Source organism: Pseudomonas sp. WC2 (assembly GCF_050586545.1).
In the GTDB taxonomy this organism is placed as follows: Bacteria; Pseudomonadota; Gammaproteobacteria; order Pseudomonadales; family Pseudomonadaceae; genus Aquipseudomonas.
This window is the reverse complement of sequence record NZ_JBOBDR010000003.1, coordinates 156,892-177,459: the sequence shown is the minus strand read 5'-3', so window position 1 is coordinate 177,459 and position 20,568 is coordinate 156,892. Positions and strand designations below refer to the sequence as shown.

General features: G+C 58.3%; 17 protein-coding genes. 10 read left to right on the top strand and 7 right to left on the bottom strand.

Annotation, left to right across the window (positions count from 1 at the left end):
- Positions 1-50 precede the first annotated feature (50 nt).
- Together ACQ4OE_RS04665 and ACQ4OE_RS04660 are read left to right on the top strand one after the other, a co-directional pair.
- Positions 51-959 carry a transcriptional regulator GcvA gene (locus ACQ4OE_RS04665; RefSeq protein WP_430946047.1) on the top strand — a complete coding sequence of 303 codons (909 nt, stop codon included), beginning with the start codon at positions 51-53 and terminating at the stop codon, positions 957-959.
- A 123-nt stretch (positions 960-1,082) separates the two neighbouring features.
- Positions 1,083-1,496 (top strand): cupin domain-containing protein, encoded by a 414-nt coding sequence (locus tag ACQ4OE_RS04660; RefSeq protein WP_430945878.1) that lies wholly within the window; start codon positions 1,083-1,085, stop codon positions 1,494-1,496.
- 7 nt (positions 1,497-1,503) lie between these two features.
- Here ACQ4OE_RS04660 and ACQ4OE_RS04655 read toward each other — a convergent pair whose 3' ends face one another.
- The 4 genes from ACQ4OE_RS04655 to ACQ4OE_RS04640 all read right to left on the bottom strand — a co-directional run bounded on the left by ACQ4OE_RS04655 (position 1,504) and on the right by ACQ4OE_RS04640 (position 6,602).
- Positions 1,504-2,655, bottom strand: a complete 1,152-nt coding sequence (locus ACQ4OE_RS04655) for an MFS transporter (RefSeq protein ID WP_430945877.1) — start codon at positions 2,653-2,655, stop codon at positions 1,504-1,506.
- 139 nt (positions 2,656-2,794) lie between these two features.
- On the bottom strand, positions 2,795-4,030 hold the full coding sequence (locus ACQ4OE_RS04650) for an aromatic ring-hydroxylating oxygenase subunit alpha (RefSeq protein ID WP_430945876.1): 1,236 nt from the start codon (positions 4,028-4,030) through the stop codon (positions 2,795-2,797).
- A gap of 130 nt (positions 4,031-4,160) precedes the next feature.
- Positions 4,161-5,501, bottom strand: a complete 1,341-nt coding sequence (locus tag ACQ4OE_RS04645) for an MmgE/PrpD family protein (RefSeq protein WP_430945875.1) — start codon at positions 5,499-5,501, stop codon at positions 4,161-4,163.
- Between the two features lie 141 nt (positions 5,502-5,642).
- The gene (locus ACQ4OE_RS04640) at positions 5,643-6,602 is read right to left on the bottom strand and encodes a LysR family transcriptional regulator (protein ID WP_430945874.1); all 960 of its coding nucleotides are present in this window, start codon (positions 6,600-6,602) and stop codon (positions 5,643-5,645) included.
- A gap of 367 nt (positions 6,603-6,969) precedes the next feature.
- Here ACQ4OE_RS04640 and ACQ4OE_RS04635 point away from each other — a divergent pair, with 367 nt between their 5' ends.
- The 8 genes from ACQ4OE_RS04635 (at position 6,970) to ACQ4OE_RS04600 (ending at position 16,497) form a co-directional block, all read left to right on the top strand.
- On the top strand, positions 6,970-8,004 hold the full coding sequence (locus ACQ4OE_RS04635; RefSeq protein ID WP_430945873.1) for a quaternary amine ABC transporter ATP-binding protein: 1,035 nt from the start codon (positions 6,970-6,972) through the stop codon (positions 8,002-8,004).
- 50 nt (positions 8,005-8,054) lie between these two features.
- Positions 8,055-9,008, top strand: coding sequence for a glycine betaine/L-proline ABC transporter permease ProW (gene proW / locus ACQ4OE_RS04630; RefSeq protein WP_430945872.1), 954 nt, complete (start codon positions 8,055-8,057; stop codon positions 9,006-9,008).
- A 43-nt stretch (positions 9,009-9,051) separates the two neighbouring features.
- A complete protein-coding gene (gene proX / locus ACQ4OE_RS04625; protein ID WP_430945871.1) occupies positions 9,052-10,074 on the top strand; it encodes a glycine betaine/L-proline ABC transporter substrate-binding protein ProX in 1,023 nt (340 codons plus the stop codon).
- 84 nt (positions 10,075-10,158) lie between these two features.
- Positions 10,159-11,226: a GlxA family transcriptional regulator gene (locus ACQ4OE_RS04620; protein WP_430945870.1), complete on the top strand. Its 1,068-nt coding sequence runs from the start codon at positions 10,159-10,161 to the stop codon at positions 11,224-11,226.
- Positions 11,227-11,352: 126 nt separating this feature from the next.
- Positions 11,353-12,669, top strand: coding sequence for an NAD(P)/FAD-dependent oxidoreductase (locus ACQ4OE_RS04615; RefSeq protein ID WP_430945869.1), 1,317 nt, complete (start codon positions 11,353-11,355; stop codon positions 12,667-12,669).
- A gap of 40 nt (positions 12,670-12,709) precedes the next feature.
- Positions 12,710-14,038, top strand: coding sequence for an MFS transporter (locus tag ACQ4OE_RS04610; RefSeq protein WP_430945868.1), 1,329 nt, complete (start codon positions 12,710-12,712; stop codon positions 14,036-14,038).
- Between the two features lie 64 nt (positions 14,039-14,102).
- Positions 14,103-15,005 (top strand): dihydrodipicolinate synthase family protein, encoded by a 903-nt coding sequence (locus ACQ4OE_RS04605; RefSeq protein WP_430945867.1) that lies wholly within the window; start codon positions 14,103-14,105, stop codon positions 15,003-15,005.
- Between the two features lies 1 nt (position 15,006).
- Complete coding sequence (locus tag ACQ4OE_RS04600; protein WP_430945866.1) at positions 15,007-16,497, top strand: aldehyde dehydrogenase; 1,491 nt, start codon at positions 15,007-15,009, stop codon at positions 16,495-16,497.
- Positions 16,498-16,557: 60 nt separating this feature from the next.
- Here ACQ4OE_RS04600 and ACQ4OE_RS04595 read toward each other — a convergent pair whose 3' ends face one another.
- Genes ACQ4OE_RS04595 through ACQ4OE_RS04585 form a run of 3 tightly spaced genes read right to left on the bottom strand, consistent with a single transcriptional unit; the run spans position 16,558 to position 20,542 of the window.
- Complete coding sequence (locus ACQ4OE_RS04595) at positions 16,558-18,033, bottom strand: family 16 glycosylhydrolase (protein WP_430945865.1); 1,476 nt, start codon at positions 18,031-18,033, stop codon at positions 16,558-16,560.
- A gap of 3 nt (positions 18,034-18,036) precedes the next feature.
- Positions 18,037-19,092: a UDP-glucose 4-epimerase GalE gene (gene galE / locus ACQ4OE_RS04590; RefSeq protein ID WP_430945864.1), complete on the bottom strand. Its 1,056-nt coding sequence runs from the start codon at positions 19,090-19,092 to the stop codon at positions 18,037-18,039.
- A 31-nt stretch (positions 19,093-19,123) separates the two neighbouring features.
- A complete protein-coding gene (locus ACQ4OE_RS04585; RefSeq protein ID WP_430945863.1) occupies positions 19,124-20,542 on the bottom strand; it encodes an oligosaccharide flippase family protein in 1,419 nt (472 codons plus the stop codon).
- Positions 20,543-20,568 lie beyond the last annotated feature (26 nt).

Here is a 20,568-nt window from a genome sequence, read left to right as displayed (position 1 = left end):
TCATTTACGCTGCTACCGTATGACAAAATCTCATGAGTGCTGTATTCACTATGGTCGCCAGACTTCCTTCGTTAAACGGTTTGCGCGCCTTTGAGGCGGCGGCTCGGCACATGAGCTTCACCCAGGCAGCCGAAGAGCTCAACGTCACGCAAACCGCGATCAGCCACCAGATTCGGCGACTCGAAGAGGAACTGGGTGTGCAGCTGTTTCTGCGGCTTAAGGACGGTCTGGCGCTGAGCGAGGACGGCCACGCGTATTTTCCCGGCATCCGTGCGGCGTTTCAGGAACTGCGTTATTCGACCCAGGCCCTGTTCGAGTCGCGCCATCACAGCGTGCTGACCATCAACACCTTGGTTTCGGTGGCGTCCAAGTGGTTGTTGCCGCGACTGGCGGCGTTTCAGCAGGCGTTCCCCGATATCGATGTGCGGGTCAGCGCCTCGACCGAACTGGTGGATTTTCGCAAGGGCGGCATCGATGCGGCGATTCGTTATGGGCGGGGCGACTGGCAGGGTTTGCGCGCGGATTTTTTGATGTCCGATGAGATTTTTCCGGTGTGCAGCCCGGCCTTGCTCAACGGGACGAAGACTTTGCGCACGCCCGCGGATTTGGCGCAGCACACACTGCTGCAAGTCAGTGGCATGACCGCCAATGACTGGAGCACGTGGCTGAGCGCCGCTGGCCAACCCGCGCAACTGGCCCAAGGGCCGCGACTGACCTTCGACCTGGCGATGATGGCGGTGCAGGCCGCCGTCGACGGGCAGGGCGTGTGCATCGGGCGTTCGACCTATGTCGACGATGACCTGCGGGCGGGGCGGCTGGTGGTGCCCTTCGATTTGCGCCTGAAAGACGCACTGGGCTTCTACCTGGTGACACCACACGAAACCGCTGACTCGAAAAAAATCACCGCTTTCAGAAGTTGGCTGCTGACGCAGTGCCAGGGCGGCGAGTCGTTTGTATAAGCGTGTATCCAGACCCGCCCTGTACACACTTGAATAACCAACGGCGATTCGGCGACACAGTCTGCATACATGCCGCACTCACAGTAGAGGCCATCACACCACTACGTTTGAGAGGGCCACACCATGTACCGTCGATTGATTCTCGCCAGCGCTGTTGTATTCGCATCCTTGAGCCACCTCGCCCACGCCGCCGACAGCCAAGCCAAGAGCTGGCAACAAGGGCTGAGCCGCTCCGATCTGATTCATCAGGATCTCGGGACGGCCGACCGCGAAGTGATTCAGGCGCGCATCGATTTCGACGCTGGCGTGGCGGCGCCACGGCATGCGCATCCTGGCGTCGAGGTGGCCTATGTCATCAGTGGGCTGTTTGAGTATCAACTGGAAGGGCAGGCGCCGGTCACGCTGAAGGCCGGGGATTCGCTGTTCATCCCGGCAGGTGTCGCCCATGTGGCGAAAAATATCGGCAGCGAAAAGGGCGCCGAACTGGCGACATACATCGTCAAGAAGGGCGCGCCACTGTTGATTCTCAAGCCCTGAGTTGCCGTCATGCTTTCAGAAATCTTGCCGCGTAGCTGACGAACAGCAACAGAAATACCAGAGCACCCAACGCAACCACCAGCGTACTGATGTGGGCAACCATGCCAATGAATGCCGGCCCCATGAGGATGCCGGCATAACCCATGGAAATGATCGCCGGAATGGCGGTGCGCTGCGGCATATGCTGTTGCCGACCCGCTGCGGTAAACAACACCGGAACAATATTCGAGCATCCCGCTCCGACCAAGGCATAGCCCAGCAGTGACGCCTGCCAGCTGTCGAACGCCAACGACACCAGCATGCCGACGGCAGCGCAGACACCGCCCAGCGCGACGACGCGAATGCCGCCCAATCGACTGACGATGGCGTCTCCAGTCAGGCGCCCGACTGTCATTGCAGCCGCGAAGCACGCATAACCCAAGCCGCCGTAGCTCGGTTCCATTGAACGGTGCGAAGCCAGGAACACGGCGCTCCAGTCGAGCATCGCGCCTTCAGTCAGAAAAACAATGAAACACAGGCTGCCCAACAGCAGCACGATCCCGCGAGGAACCGCAAACAACGGGCCGTCCCTCTCAGTGCCATAGGTCAGCAAACCTGGCACGGCCTTGTACAGCGCAGCGAGAATGATGGCCACCAGGCAAAGCACCGACAGCAGCGGATCCAGGCCCAGACTGAGCATCGCCGTCATGGCCCCGGCGCCGGCGATTCCGCCGACACTGTAGAGCCCGTGGAATCCCGACTGCAGGGTTTCACCGCTGTTCTTTTCGACGATGATCGACTGAATATTGATCGCGCAATCGAGCATGCCCATGCTCGCGCCAAACAGCAGCACCATTAGCGCCAGTCCCGGTAGCCATGCCAGATGGCTCAACACCGGCAGCACCGCGCACAAGGCGATGGTTGAACAGATGATCACCGGGCGACAGCCAAAACGTGCAGTCAGGTAACCGGCAAAAGGCATGGCCATGATCGAGCCGATGCCAAAGCCCAGCAACAACAGGCCAAGGCCGCCGTCGTCCAGTCCCGTACGGGCTTTCACCAGCGGCACGAGTGGCGCCCAGGCCGACATCACAATGCCGGTGATCAAAAATATGATGCGTGTGGACACGCGTTCGCCGTGGTTTGCCAGAGGCGCGAAGGATGACGTAGAGGTGCTCATTGATGCCGGCATCCTTATCGGGATAACAGTTTTCTGCAGGCAAAAATCCCCTCCGGCACCCGGCGGGATGCTGAAGGGAGGAGGTTAAACGTTGAAGAACGGCGGTTTCACCAATAACCGCCGTCGTGGAAAGCAGCAATCAGCCAACCGACTTCAATGGGATTGGGCCTTTGAGTCGATCCATCATGGTCGCGCAATACCAGTCATCGAACTGGCAGACGCCGGTCTCGGCGGTTTCCGAATACGGGCCTGGCTCGTACGAAGGCGAGGTCACGCCGCGTTGGGTGCCCTCGACCAGCGTCCGGTCTTGATCGTTGGTCGCAATCCAGACTTTGGTCAGTCGCTCGAGATCGTAGTCAACACCCTCCACCGCCGTATTGGGCACCAGCCACTTGGTAGTGACCAATGTTTCCGTGGCGCTGATCGGCAAAACGCGAAAGCTCAATGCATGGTCACCGAGGAAGTGATTCCAAGTGGACGGGTAGTGGAAGTACAGCAGCGCACCGATGTCCGCTTCGGCTGTTTTGTCCAGGCGACCGGCGACCGCTGGCTTGCCGTCCATGGTGTAGCTGACGGCGCCGGAGGACAGTGGGATGCGAGTCATGCGGAACTGACCGTTGATATCCATCACCAATCGGCTTGGCAAACCCGCACGCTCGCACTTGGACCAGTAAGCCGACAGCTCTGGATCATCTTCGCCACTGATGCCGCCCACCGAAAGGTTATCGACGAACGAATGCAGCAGCTCCGGGTGGGAACCGTCGCAGTGGTAGCACTCGCGGTTATTCTCGAAAACCAGCTTCCAGTTGCCTTTCTCGACGATGTTCGATTCAAACGCCACTTTGCAGTTTTCAAGGTAATGCGGCGCTACGAAAGGGCTGACGGCTTTGCGGAAACCTTCGAAATCTGGAGCTTTAGCAGCAACGCAGACGTAGATGTAGGTGTCGACGATCTCGCAGTGGACGCTTTTGAGGCTGTATTGGGACTTGTCGAAATCCTGGCCCATGTTGCCCGCGAACAACAAGTTGCCATCCAGTTCATACGTCCACTTGTGATAAGGGCAAACCATCTTGGCCACTTTGCCGTGATCTGCTTCGCAGATTTTCGCGCCACGGTGACGGCAGGCGTTATGGAAAGCCCGAACCTCGCCATCTTTGCCACGGACGACGGCGACGGGATAGTCACCGATCTGCAGGGTGAAATACTGGCCCGGCTTGGTAATTTCAAACGTGTGGCCGGCGAAGATCCAGTCCTTGTGCCAGATCTGCTCAAGATCCTGACGGTAAACGCTGTCACTGCTGTAAAGAGCGCCAGGCAGCGAGTGCCAGGGTTTGCGCTGTGCGATCAGGTCAAAAACGGTTTCTTTATTGTTCATTCTTATCCTCCCAGGACATAAATCTTGAGCGGTCACCTTTAATTGTGACTTTGTGAGATCTTCCTCAGCCTATAGCGCTCCCGGCAACCATCACAAACGACATTTGCTGTGGGCAATGCATGCGTTGGCGTTATGGGTTGGTTGGCTGGAAAACCCGTTCGAGGGAGGTGATGGCGCAGGAGGATTGGGCGATGGTGCTGATCGCCGCTTTCACAGCAGCACTTCGCTCATCACCGAGACCACGAGCAAACAGATCAAACTTTTCACTCAATTCTTCAGCGCTCAGGGCGGTTTCGGGATCTCCGCGTGCGGCGGTGATCGGGCTCACCAGCACATCGCCATTCTTCAAGGTGAGGGTCAGCCGGGAGAGAATTTGCTCAGGAAATCGAGCCGAAATATCGGCAGCTTCGACGACTTCGATGCGGCGGCTCAAAGCCCGAATATCTTCGGCAAAAATCGCCGCCCCGGTGACTTCTTCCGGCCCGACTTTGCCCCTGACAATCAGTGCTGCCAGCGGAAAGGCGAGGGCGTATTGCGCCTGGTCGGCATCGCTCGGTGTATGCCCCTGCAAACACATCGACTCGTAGAATGTTTCTACACGAACGGTTTCAATCGCGTCGGCACTAAGCAGCGGGTGTTCCCGCTGCAGTTCGAGCATGGCGGTTAGCGACGGTTGCGCCCAACGGCAGACTGGCCAGGGTTTGAAGTACTGGCTGTCGATCTCCCAGCGTTTGCCGATGTCAGTCCAGTATTCAGCGACCGTGGCGTCTTCCACTGTTTCCGCCGGTGCACCGGTAATGCCTTCGCGAGCCATGAATAACGCATTCAACCCGGTAAATGCCCCAGAACCGTGGGCATCACGCAGCATGGTCGGCGCATGAATCAAGCGCATCATCGGACAGCGTGCGCTGAAATACTCGGCGATACCCAAAGCGTGGCGGAACGTCGGTTCATCGAAGCCCAGCAAACGCGCGCCGGCACACACCACTCCCATCGCCGAAAAACCACCTGATGCATGATACGTAGGTGATGTCGCCATCAACGCGGAGCCAGCGCGCAGCGCCGTTTCATAACCAATACACAGGGCCGTCAGCAACTCATGGCCACTGATGGACTTGCCTTGATGATGGAGCGCATCGGCGAGGGCGAGCACGGCGGGAACCACGCTGGCACCGGCGTGCCCCTTGGATTTGAAGTGGCCTTCGTGGGCGTCGAGACTGTCAGCGCTGAATCCACCGGCCCAGGCTGCACCCAGCACATTGACACGCTGCCCGGCAAAGATCAGGCGACTGCTATAGGCGCCCGCCGGGTAATGCAGTTCGGCAAAACGCCGAATCGCAACCGTGGTGTCGTTGTTCGCTGCACCGGCCATGACGCCGACGATATCCAGCAGACTGTCCTGCACGATTGCACGGGTCTTGGGCGGGGCATTCAGGAAATCAAAGTCGCGACAGAATTCGAAGAGTGACATTCAACAATCCCTTCCTGTGAGTTGAGCCGAACCGATCGTGGTCGGCGCCGCTCAACAATGAGCCAGGGGGAGGATGCTGCTCTAGCAACATTTTCGTCGGGCTATTGATAACCAAATCACCCGACAACTGTGTGAATCAGATTAGCGACGGGGAAATTTCGAAAGAATCCATTCGCGAAAACGCCGCAGTTCATCTTCATTGTCCGAGTTTTCCCGACAGCTCAGGTAATGCCAACTGTTACGCAACTGCACCTGTTGCTCGATCGGTCGAACCAGCAAGCCTTGCTGCACTAACGCCGTGACCAGGTGATTCCAGCCCAGCGCGATGCCCTGATGGGTCAACACCATGCTGATGAGCAGGTTGTAGTCGTTGGCGTTGAAGATCTGCGGACTGTTCGCCGGGCGATCGTCGATATCGATTGCCTGAAACGCCAGCCACACGCCCCAGTCGACATGCTCTGCCACCTGCGAACGGCCGTAAGGGCTGAGATTGAGCAATGCCGAATCACGTACGCCCTCAATGGTCGCAATCTCCGGGTGCTTCTCCAGATATTGCGGTGTGCACACCGGATAAATCACGTCGTGGCACAGCGGATAGCTTCTATAGCCTTCGCGGATGCGCGAAATCTTGGTGATGAAAATATCCGGCTGCACGCCGGGCTCCATGGTCAGGAAGTTTTGCGTGGTGATCAGGTTGAGTTCGATGTCCGGGCACTGGGCGAAAAACTCCTGCAGATGATTGGATAACCACAGCGCGGAAAAGGCCGGAGAGCAGCAGACGGTGAGGACCTTCTTGGTCGACTGGCTGCTGCGAATGCGTTCAGCGGCCTGGGCGATGTTGACGAACGATAGCTGCGCCGCATCGAAGAACACCGCACCGGCGGCCGTCAGTTCAACGGCACGACCCACCCGTGTGAACAGCTGCGCGCCCAGATAACTTTCCAGCTCTCGGATCTGCCGGCTGATCGCGGCTTGAGAAACGCACAAAGCCTCCGCTGCCCGGGTGAAGCTTTCGTATTTGGCGGCAGCGACAAATGCCTTTACAGCCCTCAAGGACGGCATTTTCAGCAAGATGGTGTCAGGGTCGACATGCTTGGTCATTCGTACACTCTCCTAACGATACAGCTCCCCAACGAAGCGCGAGGAGGGTAACGGAACCGTACGCGGAGGGCTACGCGAGCGTCGCTGTCGGGATAGACCCGGTCGCTCATAGTGCTAATGCGGCACTCAGCGATGCCTGTCGCCGCAACTGATAACCCAACGTTATCGAATTGCCCCTGTAAATGTAGTTGGATTAAGCGCGGTGATGCTAATAAATTTGAAACATCCCTTTTTCCTAGGGCCTCAAAAATAATAAAAGGAAGCCCGTCGTGAAGACATCAATTCATTACCGCTGCCGTTTGAAATTATTTTCGCTTGTTAGCAGTTCGCTTAATGCGAAAGATGCGCGACGCGAAGGAGGCAAGGTATGACAAGTTCCGACGAGATTATCTGCGTCAAGAATGTTTTCAAAGTCTTTGGCACGCAGCCAGCACTGGCCATGAAAATGATTGAAGAGGGCGCTTCGAAAGCCGAAGTGTTCAAAAAGACTGGTCAGGCCATTGGTGTTTTTGACGCCAATTTTTCCGTTCGCCGGGGTGAGATATTCGTGATTATGGGTTTGTCAGGTTCCGGCAAATCGACCATGGTCAGATTGTTCAATCGACTGATCGAACCCACTTCCGGTAAGATTTTTTTAAACGGTAAGGAAATTACCGGTTTAGCTGACAAGGACTTATTGCAAGTTCGCCGCAAAGACATGGGCATGGTCTTCCAGTCGTTTGCCTTGATGCCCCATATGAGCGTCATCGACAACGTCAGTTTCGGTCTGGAAATCAGCGGTGTCAGCGAGAAAGAACGCTATTGCCGCGCGATGGGCGCACTGGAACAAGTCGGACTTGCCGGGCAGGAATTCAGCTTCCCCCACCAGCTCTCCGGTGGCATGCAGCAACGCGTCGGCCTGGCTCGCGCCTTGGCCAACGATCCCGCGATTCTGCTGATGGACGAAGCATTCTCGGCACTCGACCCGATGATTCGCAGCGAAATGCAGGGCGAGCTGATCAAGCTTCAGGCCGAGCAGGATCGCACCATCATTTTTATCTCCCACGATATTGAAGAAGCCGTTCGCATCGGTCATCGCATTGCGATCATGGAGGGCGGACGGGTGGTGCAAATCGGTACGCCACGTGAACTTTTGTGCAAGCCAGCGAATAAATATGTACGCGACTTCTTTAATGGCTTCGACACCAGTCGAATCCTGAGAGCTGGCGATATTGCACAACAGGATTCCACCACCGCTTATGTGCCTGGCGGTCAAATACCGATAAAGGCTGACGCATCGTTGCGAGAGATCTTTCACATTGTTGCTGCCTCGGCAACTCCCATGCCGGTAGTGGATGAAGTTGGACTTTATAAAGGTTCGATTTCGCAAGGCCATCTTCTGAGCTGCCTTAGTAACAGCTGAACTCCGAATAATCAGAATTGCTAAGTAGTTTCTGAGGGCGAGGTAGCACCATGTCAGACTTCAATTTTTTAGATCCTTTCCAAAGTCTTAATATTCCTTTGGGTTCGTGGGTGGAAACCGCCCTTAAATATCTCGTGCACAACTTCCGGGAAGTGTTTCGTTCAATTCGCTGGCCGGTCGATCAAGTGCTGGACGGTGTTCAGTGGGGCCTGCTTTCAGTTCCACCCACGGTGTTCATCATCATTGCCGGCCTGATCAGTTGGCAGATTGGCGGCAAACGCATCGCCATCTTCAGCGTCGCGACGCTTACCGGGCTCGGACTGATCGGTGTGTGGAACGATGCGATGGTCACGCTGGCTCTGGTGCTGACATCGCTGTTGTTCTGCGCCGTTATCGGCATTCCGCTGGGCATCTTGTGCGCACGCAGTGATCGCACGGAAATGATCATTCGCCCGGTGCTGGACGCCATGCAAACCCTTCCCGCATTCGTCTATCTGGTGCCGGTGGTGATGCTCTTCGGTATCGGCAACGTACCCGGTGTGATCGTCACCATCATCTTTTCTGTCGCGCCCTTGGTGCGTCTGACCAACCTCGGTATCCGTCAGGTGCCGGCGGACAAGGTCGAAGCGGCTCGAGCGTTCGGCTGCACGGCTACGCAAATGCTCATGAAGGTGCAGTTGCCATTGGCGGCACCGACGATGATGGCCGGCCTCAATCAGACGTTGATGCTGTCGTTGTCGATGGTGGTGGTCGCCTCGATGATCTCGGTGGGCGGTCTCGGCCTGATGGTATTGAGCGGCATCGGTCGCCTCGACATGGGCCTGGCCAGCGTCGGCGGTGCCGGACTGGTACTGCTCGCGGTATTCCTTGACCGACTGACCCAGGCAATGGGTGAACGCAGCAGCGATCTGGCCACCGGTCAGCGCTGGTATGAAAGCGGCCCGGTGGGGCTGGTCATGAAACTAAAGAAAAAGAAGAACCTTGCACGTCCAGTGACAAATTAAGTTTGCCTGCTCACCCATTAAAAAACTCCAAGCGTGGTGAAACATGAAACTGACAAATCTCAAGAAAAGCGTGGTTGCGAGCCTGGTGGCTTCAATGTTCGGCACCTTACTGTGCTCGGCGGTGTATGCGGCTGATGCGAACAAACCCGGTGCCGGCGTTTCCATTACGCCAATCTTCCCGACGATCGCCGAAGAGCGTTTTCGCGGCGAGGTGGCCATCGCCGGCCTCAAAGAACTCGGCTACGACGTCAAACAGCCGAAGGAAGTCGACTACCCGGCGATGTTCCTCGCGCTTTCTTACGGCGATGCGGATTTCACCGTGCATGAATGGGAGCACCTGCACGAAGCGTTTTACGAGAAGGCCGGCGGCGATGACGTAATGGTCAAAGTCGGGCAGGTCATGAAGGGCGTGCTGCAGGGTTACATGATCGACAAAAAGACCGCCGAGGCTTACCACATCAAGGATCTTGCCGACCTGAAGAAGCCCGAGATCGCCAAGTTGTTTGATAGCAATGGCGACGGCAAGGCCGACTTAACCGGCTGCAACCCGGGTTGGGGCTGCGAAATCATGGTCGAGCACCACATGAAAGCCTACGGCCTCGAGCCAACCGTGGTCGACAACCGTGGTTCGTACTTCGCCCTGATGGCAGACACCATCGCACGCTTCCAGCAAGGCAAACCCGTGCTGTTCTTTACCTGGGTTCCGCAGTGGATCGCCAGCGTGCTGGTGGAAGGGCGTGACGTCGTCTGGCTGCCGGTTCCTTTCACCTCGTTGCCGGATGGCAAGGAGAGCAAGGACACCTTCCATGATGGCAAGAACCTCGGCTTCCCGGTGGACACCGTCAATGCCGTCATGAACAAGGAGTTCGCCGAGAAAAACCCGGTGGCGCGCAAGTTTCTCTCTGAAGTCAGCATTCCCACCTCCGCTGAAAGTGCGCAAAACCTGCGCATGCAGAACGGTGAAAAGTCGCTCGCCGACATCAAGCGCCATGCCGCCGAATGGATCAAGGCCAACCAGCAAGCCTATGACGGCTGGGTGAGTGATGCACGGGCAGCCGCGAAGTAATCTCGACCACGGGATGGCGGCGGGCATGCCTGTCGCTGACCCGATAGGTTGTCGTTTCAAATGAAGGTGAGTGGGTGAAACAAGATGGAAACATTCCAAAGTCCGTTGAAACAACAAAATATCGGTTTTCGACAATCGACGGTGTTGTCAGGTCATGAGCGTGTCGTGCGGGTGGCTTTTATTCTGCTCGATCACTTCTCGCTGACGACCCTTTCAACCGCGATGGATGCCTTGGCCACCGGGAACCTGATCAACGGCGACACGATTTACAAAGTTTCGACCTACTCGCTCTTGGGTGGGCTGGTGGAGAGCGATATTGGTGTGCCGCTGTCCACTCAGAAGTTGGTCGCAGAAGGATTCAATGACGAGGCGGTGATCGTGGTCGGCGGTCAGCGCGTGAGGCTTGTTGCGCAACCGCTGCTGCGTCGAGTGCTGAAGAAATCCGTCAGTAAAAGCATTGTTGCGGGTTGCTGGAATGCCGCGTTTTATCTGGCTGATGCCGGCTTGCTCGACGCCCAGGACTTCGCCTGCCACAGCGACAGTCGCGGCCTGATCGGCGAGTACTTCCCGCAATTGCAGGCGTCTGGTCGCGAATTCACCTGCGCACAGCGCCGCGCCACCTGCGCCAACGCACACTCGGCGCTGGATATGACCCTGGCAATCATGCAAGCGCTGGGATCACGCGGTGATGCTGTGCTGGTTGATGAAATAAAGCGGGTTCACCAGCCGGTGCATGGCAGCCCGAGAATCTCGGCAAATGCCAACAACATTCGCTGCTCATCGATTCCAAAACCTTTGAACATCGCGCTCAACCTGATGGAAAAAAACATCGAGGAGCCGATGGAAATTGACGAAATCGCCAGCCAGGTCGGCGTATCGCGTCGGCAACTGGAAAGAAGGTTTGCCCGTTACCTGAATGCGGCACCGAATCGATATTACCTGGAGCTGCGTTTGACTCGGGCTCGGCAATTGATTGTGCAAAGTGATCGCTCGCTGACGGATGTGGCGCTGGCCACCGGGTTTGTCAGTTATCCGCACTTCTATAAACGCTTCAAGGATCTGTTCGGCTTACCGCCAATGACCTTCAGGGATTATTACTATTCCACTGATTACGCCAGCACCGGTCGTTATGCCGTGGCGGCCAATTTTTAAAACAAGCAGTCAATCGTCACTGTTTAACCAAGTGCCATTTTTGTCAGTTTTTTGATCAACGCCACTGCGTGCGTTTGCTTTGTGCCGCGTGCGTTTTGCAACTTCAACGATTAACGGTTCAACACTATGAAAGTCAGTTCATTACCCGCCGATGATGATAGTTGTGGCTGGTTTCATTTGAGCAAGCCACGCAGTCCCCAGCCGGCTCACCGCGGGCACCGTTCTGCACGGTGGGTGATCATCGGTGCCGGTTTCACAGGACTCGCGTGCGCCCGGCAACTTGCGTTGAATTTCCCAAACGACGAAGTGGTACTTATCGAGGCGCAGGAAGTTGGCTTGGGGCCTTCGGGTCGCAATGCCGGATTTGCCATTGATCTGCCCCATGACATCGGCGCCGACGATTACATCGGCGACATTGCACTTGCGCGCACCAGTCTGAAACTCAATCTGGCGGGTCAATCGATACTTCGCGATCTGGTTGACCAGTTCAGCATCGACTGCCAGATGAAAGCCTGCGGTAAATATCAGGCTGCGGTGGAGAATCGTGGAATCGCCGTGCTCGATGCCTACCGACGCGGGCTGGAAAAACTCGATCAGCCTTTTCAGATGATTGATGCCGATGAGTTGCCTGAGCATCTCGGCACACGGTTTTACCGCAAGGCGTTGTTCACGCCGGGCGCGGTATTGCTGCAGCCGTCTGGCCTGGTGAAGGGCCTGGCCGACCATCTGCCGTCGAACGTGACGCTGTATGAGCGCACACCGATCCTGGAAGTGGAATACGGCGCCAAGACCATCTTGAAGCACGCCCACGGCAGCATCACCGCCGACAAGCTGATTCTGGCGAATAACTCGTTCGGCATGCGCTTTGGTTTTCTGCAAGGACGCATGTTGCCGATCTACACCTACGCCAGCATCACCCGGCCACTGACAGAAGAAGAGCAGGCGCGTCTGGGTGGCAAACCGTTCTGGGGTGCCATTCCTGCGGATCCGTTCGGCACCACGGTGCGCCGTACCCCCGACAACCGTTTGCTCATCCGCAACAGTTTTACCTTCAACCCGGATGGCCGCAGCAACAGCAAATACAACGAACGTTTCGTGCGCCGGCACAAGGCCTCGTTCGATCAGCGTTTTCCGATGTTGCCGGACGTTACGTTCGACTACACCTGGGGCGGCGCATTAGCTATGTCGCGCAATCACAACGGTTTCTTCGGTGAATTGGCGCCCAATGTGTATGGCGCGCTGGGCTGCAACGGTCTCGGTGTCACGCGAGGAACCGTCACCGGCAAGTTGCTCGCTGACTGGCTGGCGGGAGAGCGTGACGGACTGATCGATTTCCTTTTGCAGGCGCCGGGGCCCAACAGTAACCCCCCAGAACCGTTCCTTTCACTAGGGGTGAACATGAACCTCAAGTGGGGGCAGTACCGCGCCGGGAGAGAAAGCTGAGTCTCCTGTTGCCCGATATCGCAAAGAATAAGGACAAGAAATGAACAACGTGGGTGTTTCAATCGAAGACGTGCCGCTGAACGGCTTTCATCGTCTGCTGACGATCCGCTCGGCAGGTGGCTCCTTTGTGGACGGCTATGTGCTGAGCATTATCGGTGTCGCGCTCATTCACATGTCGAAGTCCCTGGCGCTGGATGATTTCTGGGAGGGCATGATTGCCGCCTCGGCGCTGATCGGGATTTTCTTCGGTGGTTTTCTAGGTGGATGGCTGACTGACGTCTTGGGGCGCAGGCGTCTGCTGTTTGCCGGCCCGACATTGTTCGTATTGGCTTCGCTGGGCCAGCTCTGGGCCGACTCGGCGATTGTCCTGTTCATGCTCCGATTGCTCCTTGGCATTGCGGTGGGCATCGAGTATCCGGTGGCCACTTCGCTGTTGGTCGAATTCCTGCCGAAAAAGTATCGCGGCCCGCGTCTGGCGATGCTGACGATCATGTGGTTCGCCGGCGCGGCAATGGCGTACATCGTCGGTGAATCGATGTTCAAGGTGTGGGGTTCGGATGCATGGCGCTGGGTGCTCGCCAGCGCTGCAATCATCGGCGCGCTGTTGTTCCTGATCCGCATCGGCACGCCGGAGTCCCCACGCTGGCTGTTGAGCAAGGGCCGTCCGATGGAAGCAGAGGCCATCACCAAAAAGGTTTACGGCAACGACTTTTCCCTGGCCAATCTTCCTGAGCAGCCGACCGGCGACAAACTGACGATTTTCAATCTGGTGCACTCCGGATATGGCAAGCGCATGTTGTTTATCGTGGTGTTCTGGACCTGTTCGGTGGTTCCGCTGTTTGCCGTCTACGCGTTTGCGCCCAAGGTCCTGGCTGCGTTGAACCTGCAGGGCGAGTGGGCTTCGCTGGGTTCGGTCGCGATCACCTTGTTTTTCGTAATCGGCTGCGTGATCGCGACGCGCATCATCAACCGGGTAGGGCGGCGCAACCTGCTGATTTACAGCTTTCTGTGTTCGGGCCTTGCGTTGCTGGGGCTGGCCATCGGACACGCCGGGCCAAGCCTTCTGGTGCTGTTCTTCTTCGCCGTCTATGCGCTGTTTATCGGTGGAGCCCAAGTGCTCACGCTGGTGTACCCCAACGAATTGTTTCCCACGGAGATTCGCGCATTTGCCGTGGGCGTTGGCACTTCACTGTCACGGATCGGCGCAGCGGCAGGCACGTATCTGGTGCCGATCTCCTTAAGCAAGCTGGGTATCGCCGAGACCATGTATGTCGCCGCGGCGGTCACGCTGGTCGGTCTGGTGTTGTCCTGGGTTCTTGCGCCGGAAACCCGCTCGCTCAATCTGCAACAAGCCGCCTCACTCAATTAACCACGGTGTGTCCGGCATGCCGTCGGGCGCACGGATTGAATATTGAACCACTGGAGAAAACGCTATGAACTTTGACGGAATTTTCACCCCTGCCATTACCCCGTTGTCCGCCGATGGCCAAATCGACTTTTCGGCGTTCGCTGAGGTGATCGAATACCTGATCGAGTCCAAGGTTCACGGCATCGTTATTGGCGGTTCGACCGGCGAGTACTACGCGCATACCGCAGAAGAGCGGGTAGCGGTGGCCGAGCGGGCAAAGGATGTGATTCGTGGGCGCTTGCCATTGGTCATCGGCACTGGCGGCATCCGCACCGAAGACTCGGTGTACTTTGCCGAGAAAGCCAAGTCCCTTGAAGCGGACGCGATCCTCGTCGGCTCGCCGCCGTATGCGTTACCGACGCAGAAGGAAATTGCCGCTCATGTGCTCGCCGTGGACAAAGCTGCCGGGCTGCCGATCATGCTTTACAACTACCCGTCGCGGATGGGTGTGGCGATGGGCGACGAGTTTTTCGAAGCCATTGCCGGTTGCAAGAACATCGCCGCCATCAAGGAAAGTTCGGGCGAGATGAGTCGCCTGCACCGTCTGGCCCATGCACATCCCTCGATCCAGCTGTCCTGTGGCTGGGATGATCAGGCCCTGGAGTTTTTCGCCTGGGGTGCGCGTAGCTGGGTGTGCGCCGGCTCGAACTTCATCCCGCGTGAACACATTGCGCTCTACCAAGCCTGCGTACTCGAGAAGAACTTTGATAAAGGCCGGCGGATCATGTCGGCGATGCTGCCGTTGATGGATTTCCTCGAGAGCGGCAAGTTCGTGCAGTCGATCAAACACGGCAGCGAACTCAGTGGTCTGCGTGCCGGCGGTGTCCGAGCGCCACTGCAACCGCTTGAGCCTTCGGAGAAGCAAGCGCTGGAAGGCGTGATCAAAACCCTTCAGAAAAACGTCGCGCGTATCGTCGAGGAGGCTTGAAATGGCAGACCTGCTGAGTAAAGAGCAATATCGTGAACTCGCTGCGAAGCTTGAATTTCGCCATCAGGCGTTCATCAATGGCCAGTTTTGCCCCTCCAGATCAGGCAAGACTTTCACCACGACCAACCCGGCAACCGATCAGGTTTTGACCGAGATTACCGCGTGCAATGCCGACGATGTCGATGAGGCCGTAGCCGCCGCAAAGGAAGCCTTCGAAGACGGGCGCTGGCATTCACTGGCACCGTCCGCGCGCAAGTCCGTATTGCTGCGCTTTGCCCAGTTGCTGGAGGACAACGCCCATGAACTGGCAGTGCTCGAAAGCCTGGACAGCGGCAAACCCGTTCGCGAATGCCAGAACATCGACGTGCCCGAGACAATTCACACGTTGCGCTGGCACGCCGAGCTGATCGACAAGATTTACGACGCGACAGCGCCGGTCGGTTCCGGGGCCGTGACGATGGTCGTACGCGAACCGATTGGCGTCGTCGGCCTGGTGTTGCCATGGAATTTCCCGCTGCTGATGCTCGCCTGGAAAATCGGCCCGTCGCTGGCAGCTGGTTGTTCAATCGTAGTCAAACCGGCCAAGGAAACCACGCTGAGTACGTTGCGCGTCGCCGAGCTGGCGCATCAGGCGGGGATTCCTGCCGGGGTGTTCAACGTGGTGCCTGGGGGAGGGAAAGAGGCGGGCGAGCCACTGGGGCGTCATCCTGACGTGGCCATGGTCAGCTTCACTGGATCAACTGATACCGGGCGGCTGTTCCTCAAATACTCCAGCGAATCGAACCTGAAACGCATCGTGCTGGAATGTGGCGGCAAGAACCCGGCAGTGGTGATGAATGATGTCGAAGACGTCGATGTCGTTGCCCAGCATGTGGTGAACGGCGCGTTCTGGAACATGGGCGAAAACTGTTCAGCCTCATCGCGGCTGATCGTGCATGCCGACATCAAGAACGAACTGCTGCAGCGTATGCAGGTGCATCTGGGTGACTGGAAAATGGGCGATCCATTGGATCCTGAAAACCGCCTGGGCTCGATGATCAGCAAGGCGCACTTCGACAAGGTGCGTTCCTACCTCGATGTTGTCCGTGACGAAAACCTCAGCGTGTTGGCGGGCGGCAAGACTGCCAACGACATTTTCGTCGAGCCAACCATCATTGACGGGGTGAGTCGTGACAGCCGCCTGTTCCAGGAAGAGATTTTTGGGCCGGTACTGAGCGTCACTACGTTCCACACGGTTGACGAAGCCATTGAGCTGGCCAACGACACGGCTTACGGCTTGGCTGCGTCGGCTTACACCGGAAACCTGCGCCATGCACTGAAGCTGTCACGCGGGATCCGCGCCGGCATTGTCACGGTGAACTGCTTCGGTGAGGGCGACGCTTCGACGCCGTTCGGTGGCTACAAGGAGTCTGGTTTCGGCGGCCGCGACAAGTCCATCTGGGCCCACGACCAGTACACGGAAATCAAAACCATCTGGATCGACGCGTCTTGACAGCAGACTGACAGCAGGTGGCCCCCGTTGAAGGCTTTCTTCGGCGGGGTCGTCTTCCATCTAGTTTTTGCGCTGCCACACCCGCACGTAATCCACCCGAAATACTGAAGGCAAATCCCCATCGTCGACGACGCCGAACCAGTCCCACATGGCTTCGCTGTCGAAGACGATTTGCATCGGGAAGTGCCAGTGAGTGTTTTTCGCTTCCCTGACCAGCACGCCATCGACGTACCAGCGCAACGTTTCCGGTTGCCAGTCGAAACCGTAGACATGAAACGTGTTGGCCAGCCGCCACGGTGCTTTCCAGGTGCTGCCGGCGCTCAGGTGTTCGGTGCTCTGCGGTGTGGCCCAGACGTGGGCGTTCATGTTGTAGAGGCGGTCGAAGGCTTCGTTTTTGGTCTTGCCGCCGATTTCGAAAATATCGATTTCGGTGGCGTTGTCCGGCAGGCCGGTCCAGGCCAGCCAGAAGGCGCTGGAGCCGGCGGAGTTCATCGGTTTGGCGCGGGCTTCGTAGTAGCCGTAGAGGCCGCGTTCTTCGGTGCGCACCATGGCCGAGCTGTAATCCTTGTAGCCCAGGCGCAGGTATTTGTCGGGCAACGTCTGTTTGCGGAAGGTGATGTTGAGGTTGCCGCTGCCGACCTTGGCATTCTCCGGCAGAAACAGCGCCGGTTTTCGACCCAGTGAGTCGGTGCCGGTCGCGTCGTTGACGTGCCAGCGAGCGGCGTCGAGTGTGCTGCCGTTGAACTCGTCGGACAGCCGCGTATCGCGTTGCCAGCGCCCGACGTTGGCTTGATCCGACAGCGGCAGGTCGGCATCGGTCGGTGTCGGCGTGGTGCCGAGCGGGCCGACACGGGTCCAGGCGTCGGCCTGCGGCGGAATGGCGACCGCCCATTTCTTCGCCAGGTATTCGAACACCTTGCGCCGCTCGGTCTGGCTGCTGAAGGGGCGGTCATACACCAGCACTTCGGCGATATCACCACGGAGTATTTCGGAGGTGCCCACCACGTTGCGCGCCACCGCGAACGGGCCGATCGGCACGTCATTGCTTTCCAGCAAGGCCAAGGTCGGCTCATAGGCCGTGGTCTGCTGCACGCTGATGCCGAAGTTCGGCGCGACGTTATCGTTGTCGGCCAATTGCGGTCGCGAGCTGAACAACCGCTGCCAGGCTTTGCCCCCCGCTTGTTCGGGCAAACGTTGTGACACCACGAACACCGTGACCGGGCCTTTGGCGGTGCGGATTGCCTTGCCGACGAAAGCCGCCGTGCCATTGAAACGCACGACGGCGCGACCGTTGAGGGCATTGCTCACGCGCAACGGCAAGGTCGCAGCCTTGGGATTATCGACGTCGACATCGTTGCCCTTCGCCGACTTATCGCGCCAACGCAGGATCTGACTCTGCGCGTCGAGGGTCATTGCCGCCGGATCGTCCGCGTCCAGCCACAGCACCAGGCCATCACCGGTCGGCGCTTCGAGCGCCGCGTGCGCACCGGTGCTCAGCACCATCAAGGCCAGCAGCAACCACGCTAATCTGCTCATAAGTCATTTCATGCCGACGGCAAGCAGCGGCGCCGGTTGCGCGCTGTAACCCCGAGGGTTGTTGGATTGCCAGCGCCAACTGTCGATCAGCATCTGCGTCAGATCGCGCTGGGCGCTCCAGCCCAGTTCGCGCTCGGCCTTGCCGGCATCGGCCCAGCATTCGGCGACATCACCGGCGCGGCGCTCGGCAAAACGGTAGGGAATACTGATGCCGGTGACGTCTTCGAAACCGCTGATGATTTGCAGCACGCTGTAACCGATGCCGGTGCCGAGGTTCCAGATGTGCAGACCGGGTTCAGCCTGCAAAACCTGCAAAGCCTTGAGATGCCCTTCGGCCAGGTCGAGCACATGAATGTAATCGCGAACGCAGGTGCCATCTGCCGTTGGATAGTCGTTGCCGTACACGGTCAGCGCCGACGACAGGCCCATCGCGACCTGCGTCAGGCACGGTAGCAAATTGTTCGGCTGCCCATTGGGCGCTTCGCCGAGCTGGCCACTGGGATGGGCGCCGATGGGGTTGAAGTAGCGCAGGACAGCGATGTTCCAGCGCGAATCCGCCAGCGTCAGATCGGTCAGCAACTCTTCGATCATCAGCTTCGAACGACCATAGGGGTTGGCCGGTTTGCCGGTGCCCAAGGCCTCGACGATGGGCGTTGTCGCCGGCTCGCCGTACACCGTCGCCGAGGAACTGAACACCAGATTGAACACGTGGGCGCGGGCCATCGCCTGACACAGGTTGAGGGTGCCGACGACATTGTTGGCGTAATACTCCATCGGTCGCCGCACGCTTTGCGCGACCGCTTTGAGCCCGGCGAAATGCAGCACAGCATCGATGTCGAAAGTGCTGAAAATCTCATCCAGTAGCGCCGCGTCGCGGATATCGCCTTCGATGAAATCGATGTTCGAGTGACTCAACTGTTCCAGCCGCGTAATCGACTCGCGACTGCTGTTGCTCAGGTTGTCGAGGATCAGGACGCAACGCCCGGCCTCGACCAGTTGCAGGGCCGTGTGCGAACCGATGTAACCGGCTCCGCCAGTGATCAAAGTGGTTTTACGCATGACGACGTGCTCCAGTGTGGGAAAAACCGGGTCAGCGGGCGGTGAACACCAACTTGAATTCTTGCGGCCAGCGCGGGTGCAACAGGCTGTAGGCCAGCGCGTAGGTCAACGTGCCGACAGCGACGTCGCCGGCCAGATGCAGGTAGCCGGACAAGCCCGAATGCGCGGACGTCCAGACCACGGCGGCGGCCATCACCGAGGAAGCGACCATGCTGCGGTAACCGGATTCGAAACAGGTGCGCCAGTGATAGCCGATGGCGGCGTGCAGGCCGCGTATCTGCAGCGGCGTAATCAACAACATGCGCAGCAACAACGCCCACGCCGCCGCGATACCGCCAAATGGCGCGCCGAACAGGTACACCAGCGCCAGCGCCACCAGCGTAGTGAGGACTTCGGCCTTGAGAGTCAGGTGGGTGCGGTTGACCGCCACCAGTGCGGTGGTCGCATACAGCGCCAGATTGCCCAGCGCCGCGGTGCAGGCGAGCACTTGCAGCATCGGAATCGCGTCGGCCCACTTGGCACCGAAGATCAACAGAATGATGTCGTTGGCGGTCAGGGCGATGCCGAAAAACAGCGGTGTGAGCACAAAACCGCTGATGGCCGTCGAGTCGCCGATCACCCCGATCAACCGCGCGGGCTCGGCACTGCGCCGGGCAAACACCGGCAGGGCATAACTCATCAAACCGTTGTAGATCGCCGAGCGCGGCAGGTCGATGATGCGCATCGCCAGGTTGAACATGCCCACCGCGTGGGCCCCGGCCGTCATGCCCAAAATCACGTTGACCCCGCGTTGCAGGGTTTGGGAACTCATGACGTTGATCGCCACCGGGGTGCCGGCGCGCAGCAGTTCAGCGAGCACCTGACGGTCGATGTGCAAGGGGATGCGCTGACGGTCGTTGCGCATCAGCACCACGGTCGCCACGCCATCCATGATCAACGCCTGGGCGATCACCGCCCAAGGCCCGAAACCCAGCAACGCCACCGCCACACCGCCCACGCCGCCGGCAATTTTGCCGAGCAAGGTACGCGAAGCCAGCAACTTGAAGTTGCCGCTGCGGCGCATCTGCGCCACATAGACCCGCGCCATCAGGGTGAACAGAATCTTCACCGACGCCACCGCCGTCATCCAGCGCAACTCGACGGAGGTGGTGTAGAGCACGACGCCCAGGGAGATCAGCAGAATCGACGCCAAACTGACCAGCACCGCAAACCAGAACACGCTGCTGATGTGTTTGCTTTCCACGCGGGGCAGGCGCACCAGCGGGTCTTCGAGCATCGAGGAAAACAGAATGCCGACCACTTCGACGATGGCGATGATCACCGTACCGACGCCCAGCTCCGTGGGCGTCAGCAAGTGCGCGTAGACGACGAAGGTGATCATCGAGAGGAAAATCAGGCCGAATTTTTCGGTGAAGATCCAGATCAGCGTCATCAATCGATGGTTGGCCATGGGGCAAGACCTGAAAGGAAGGGCGC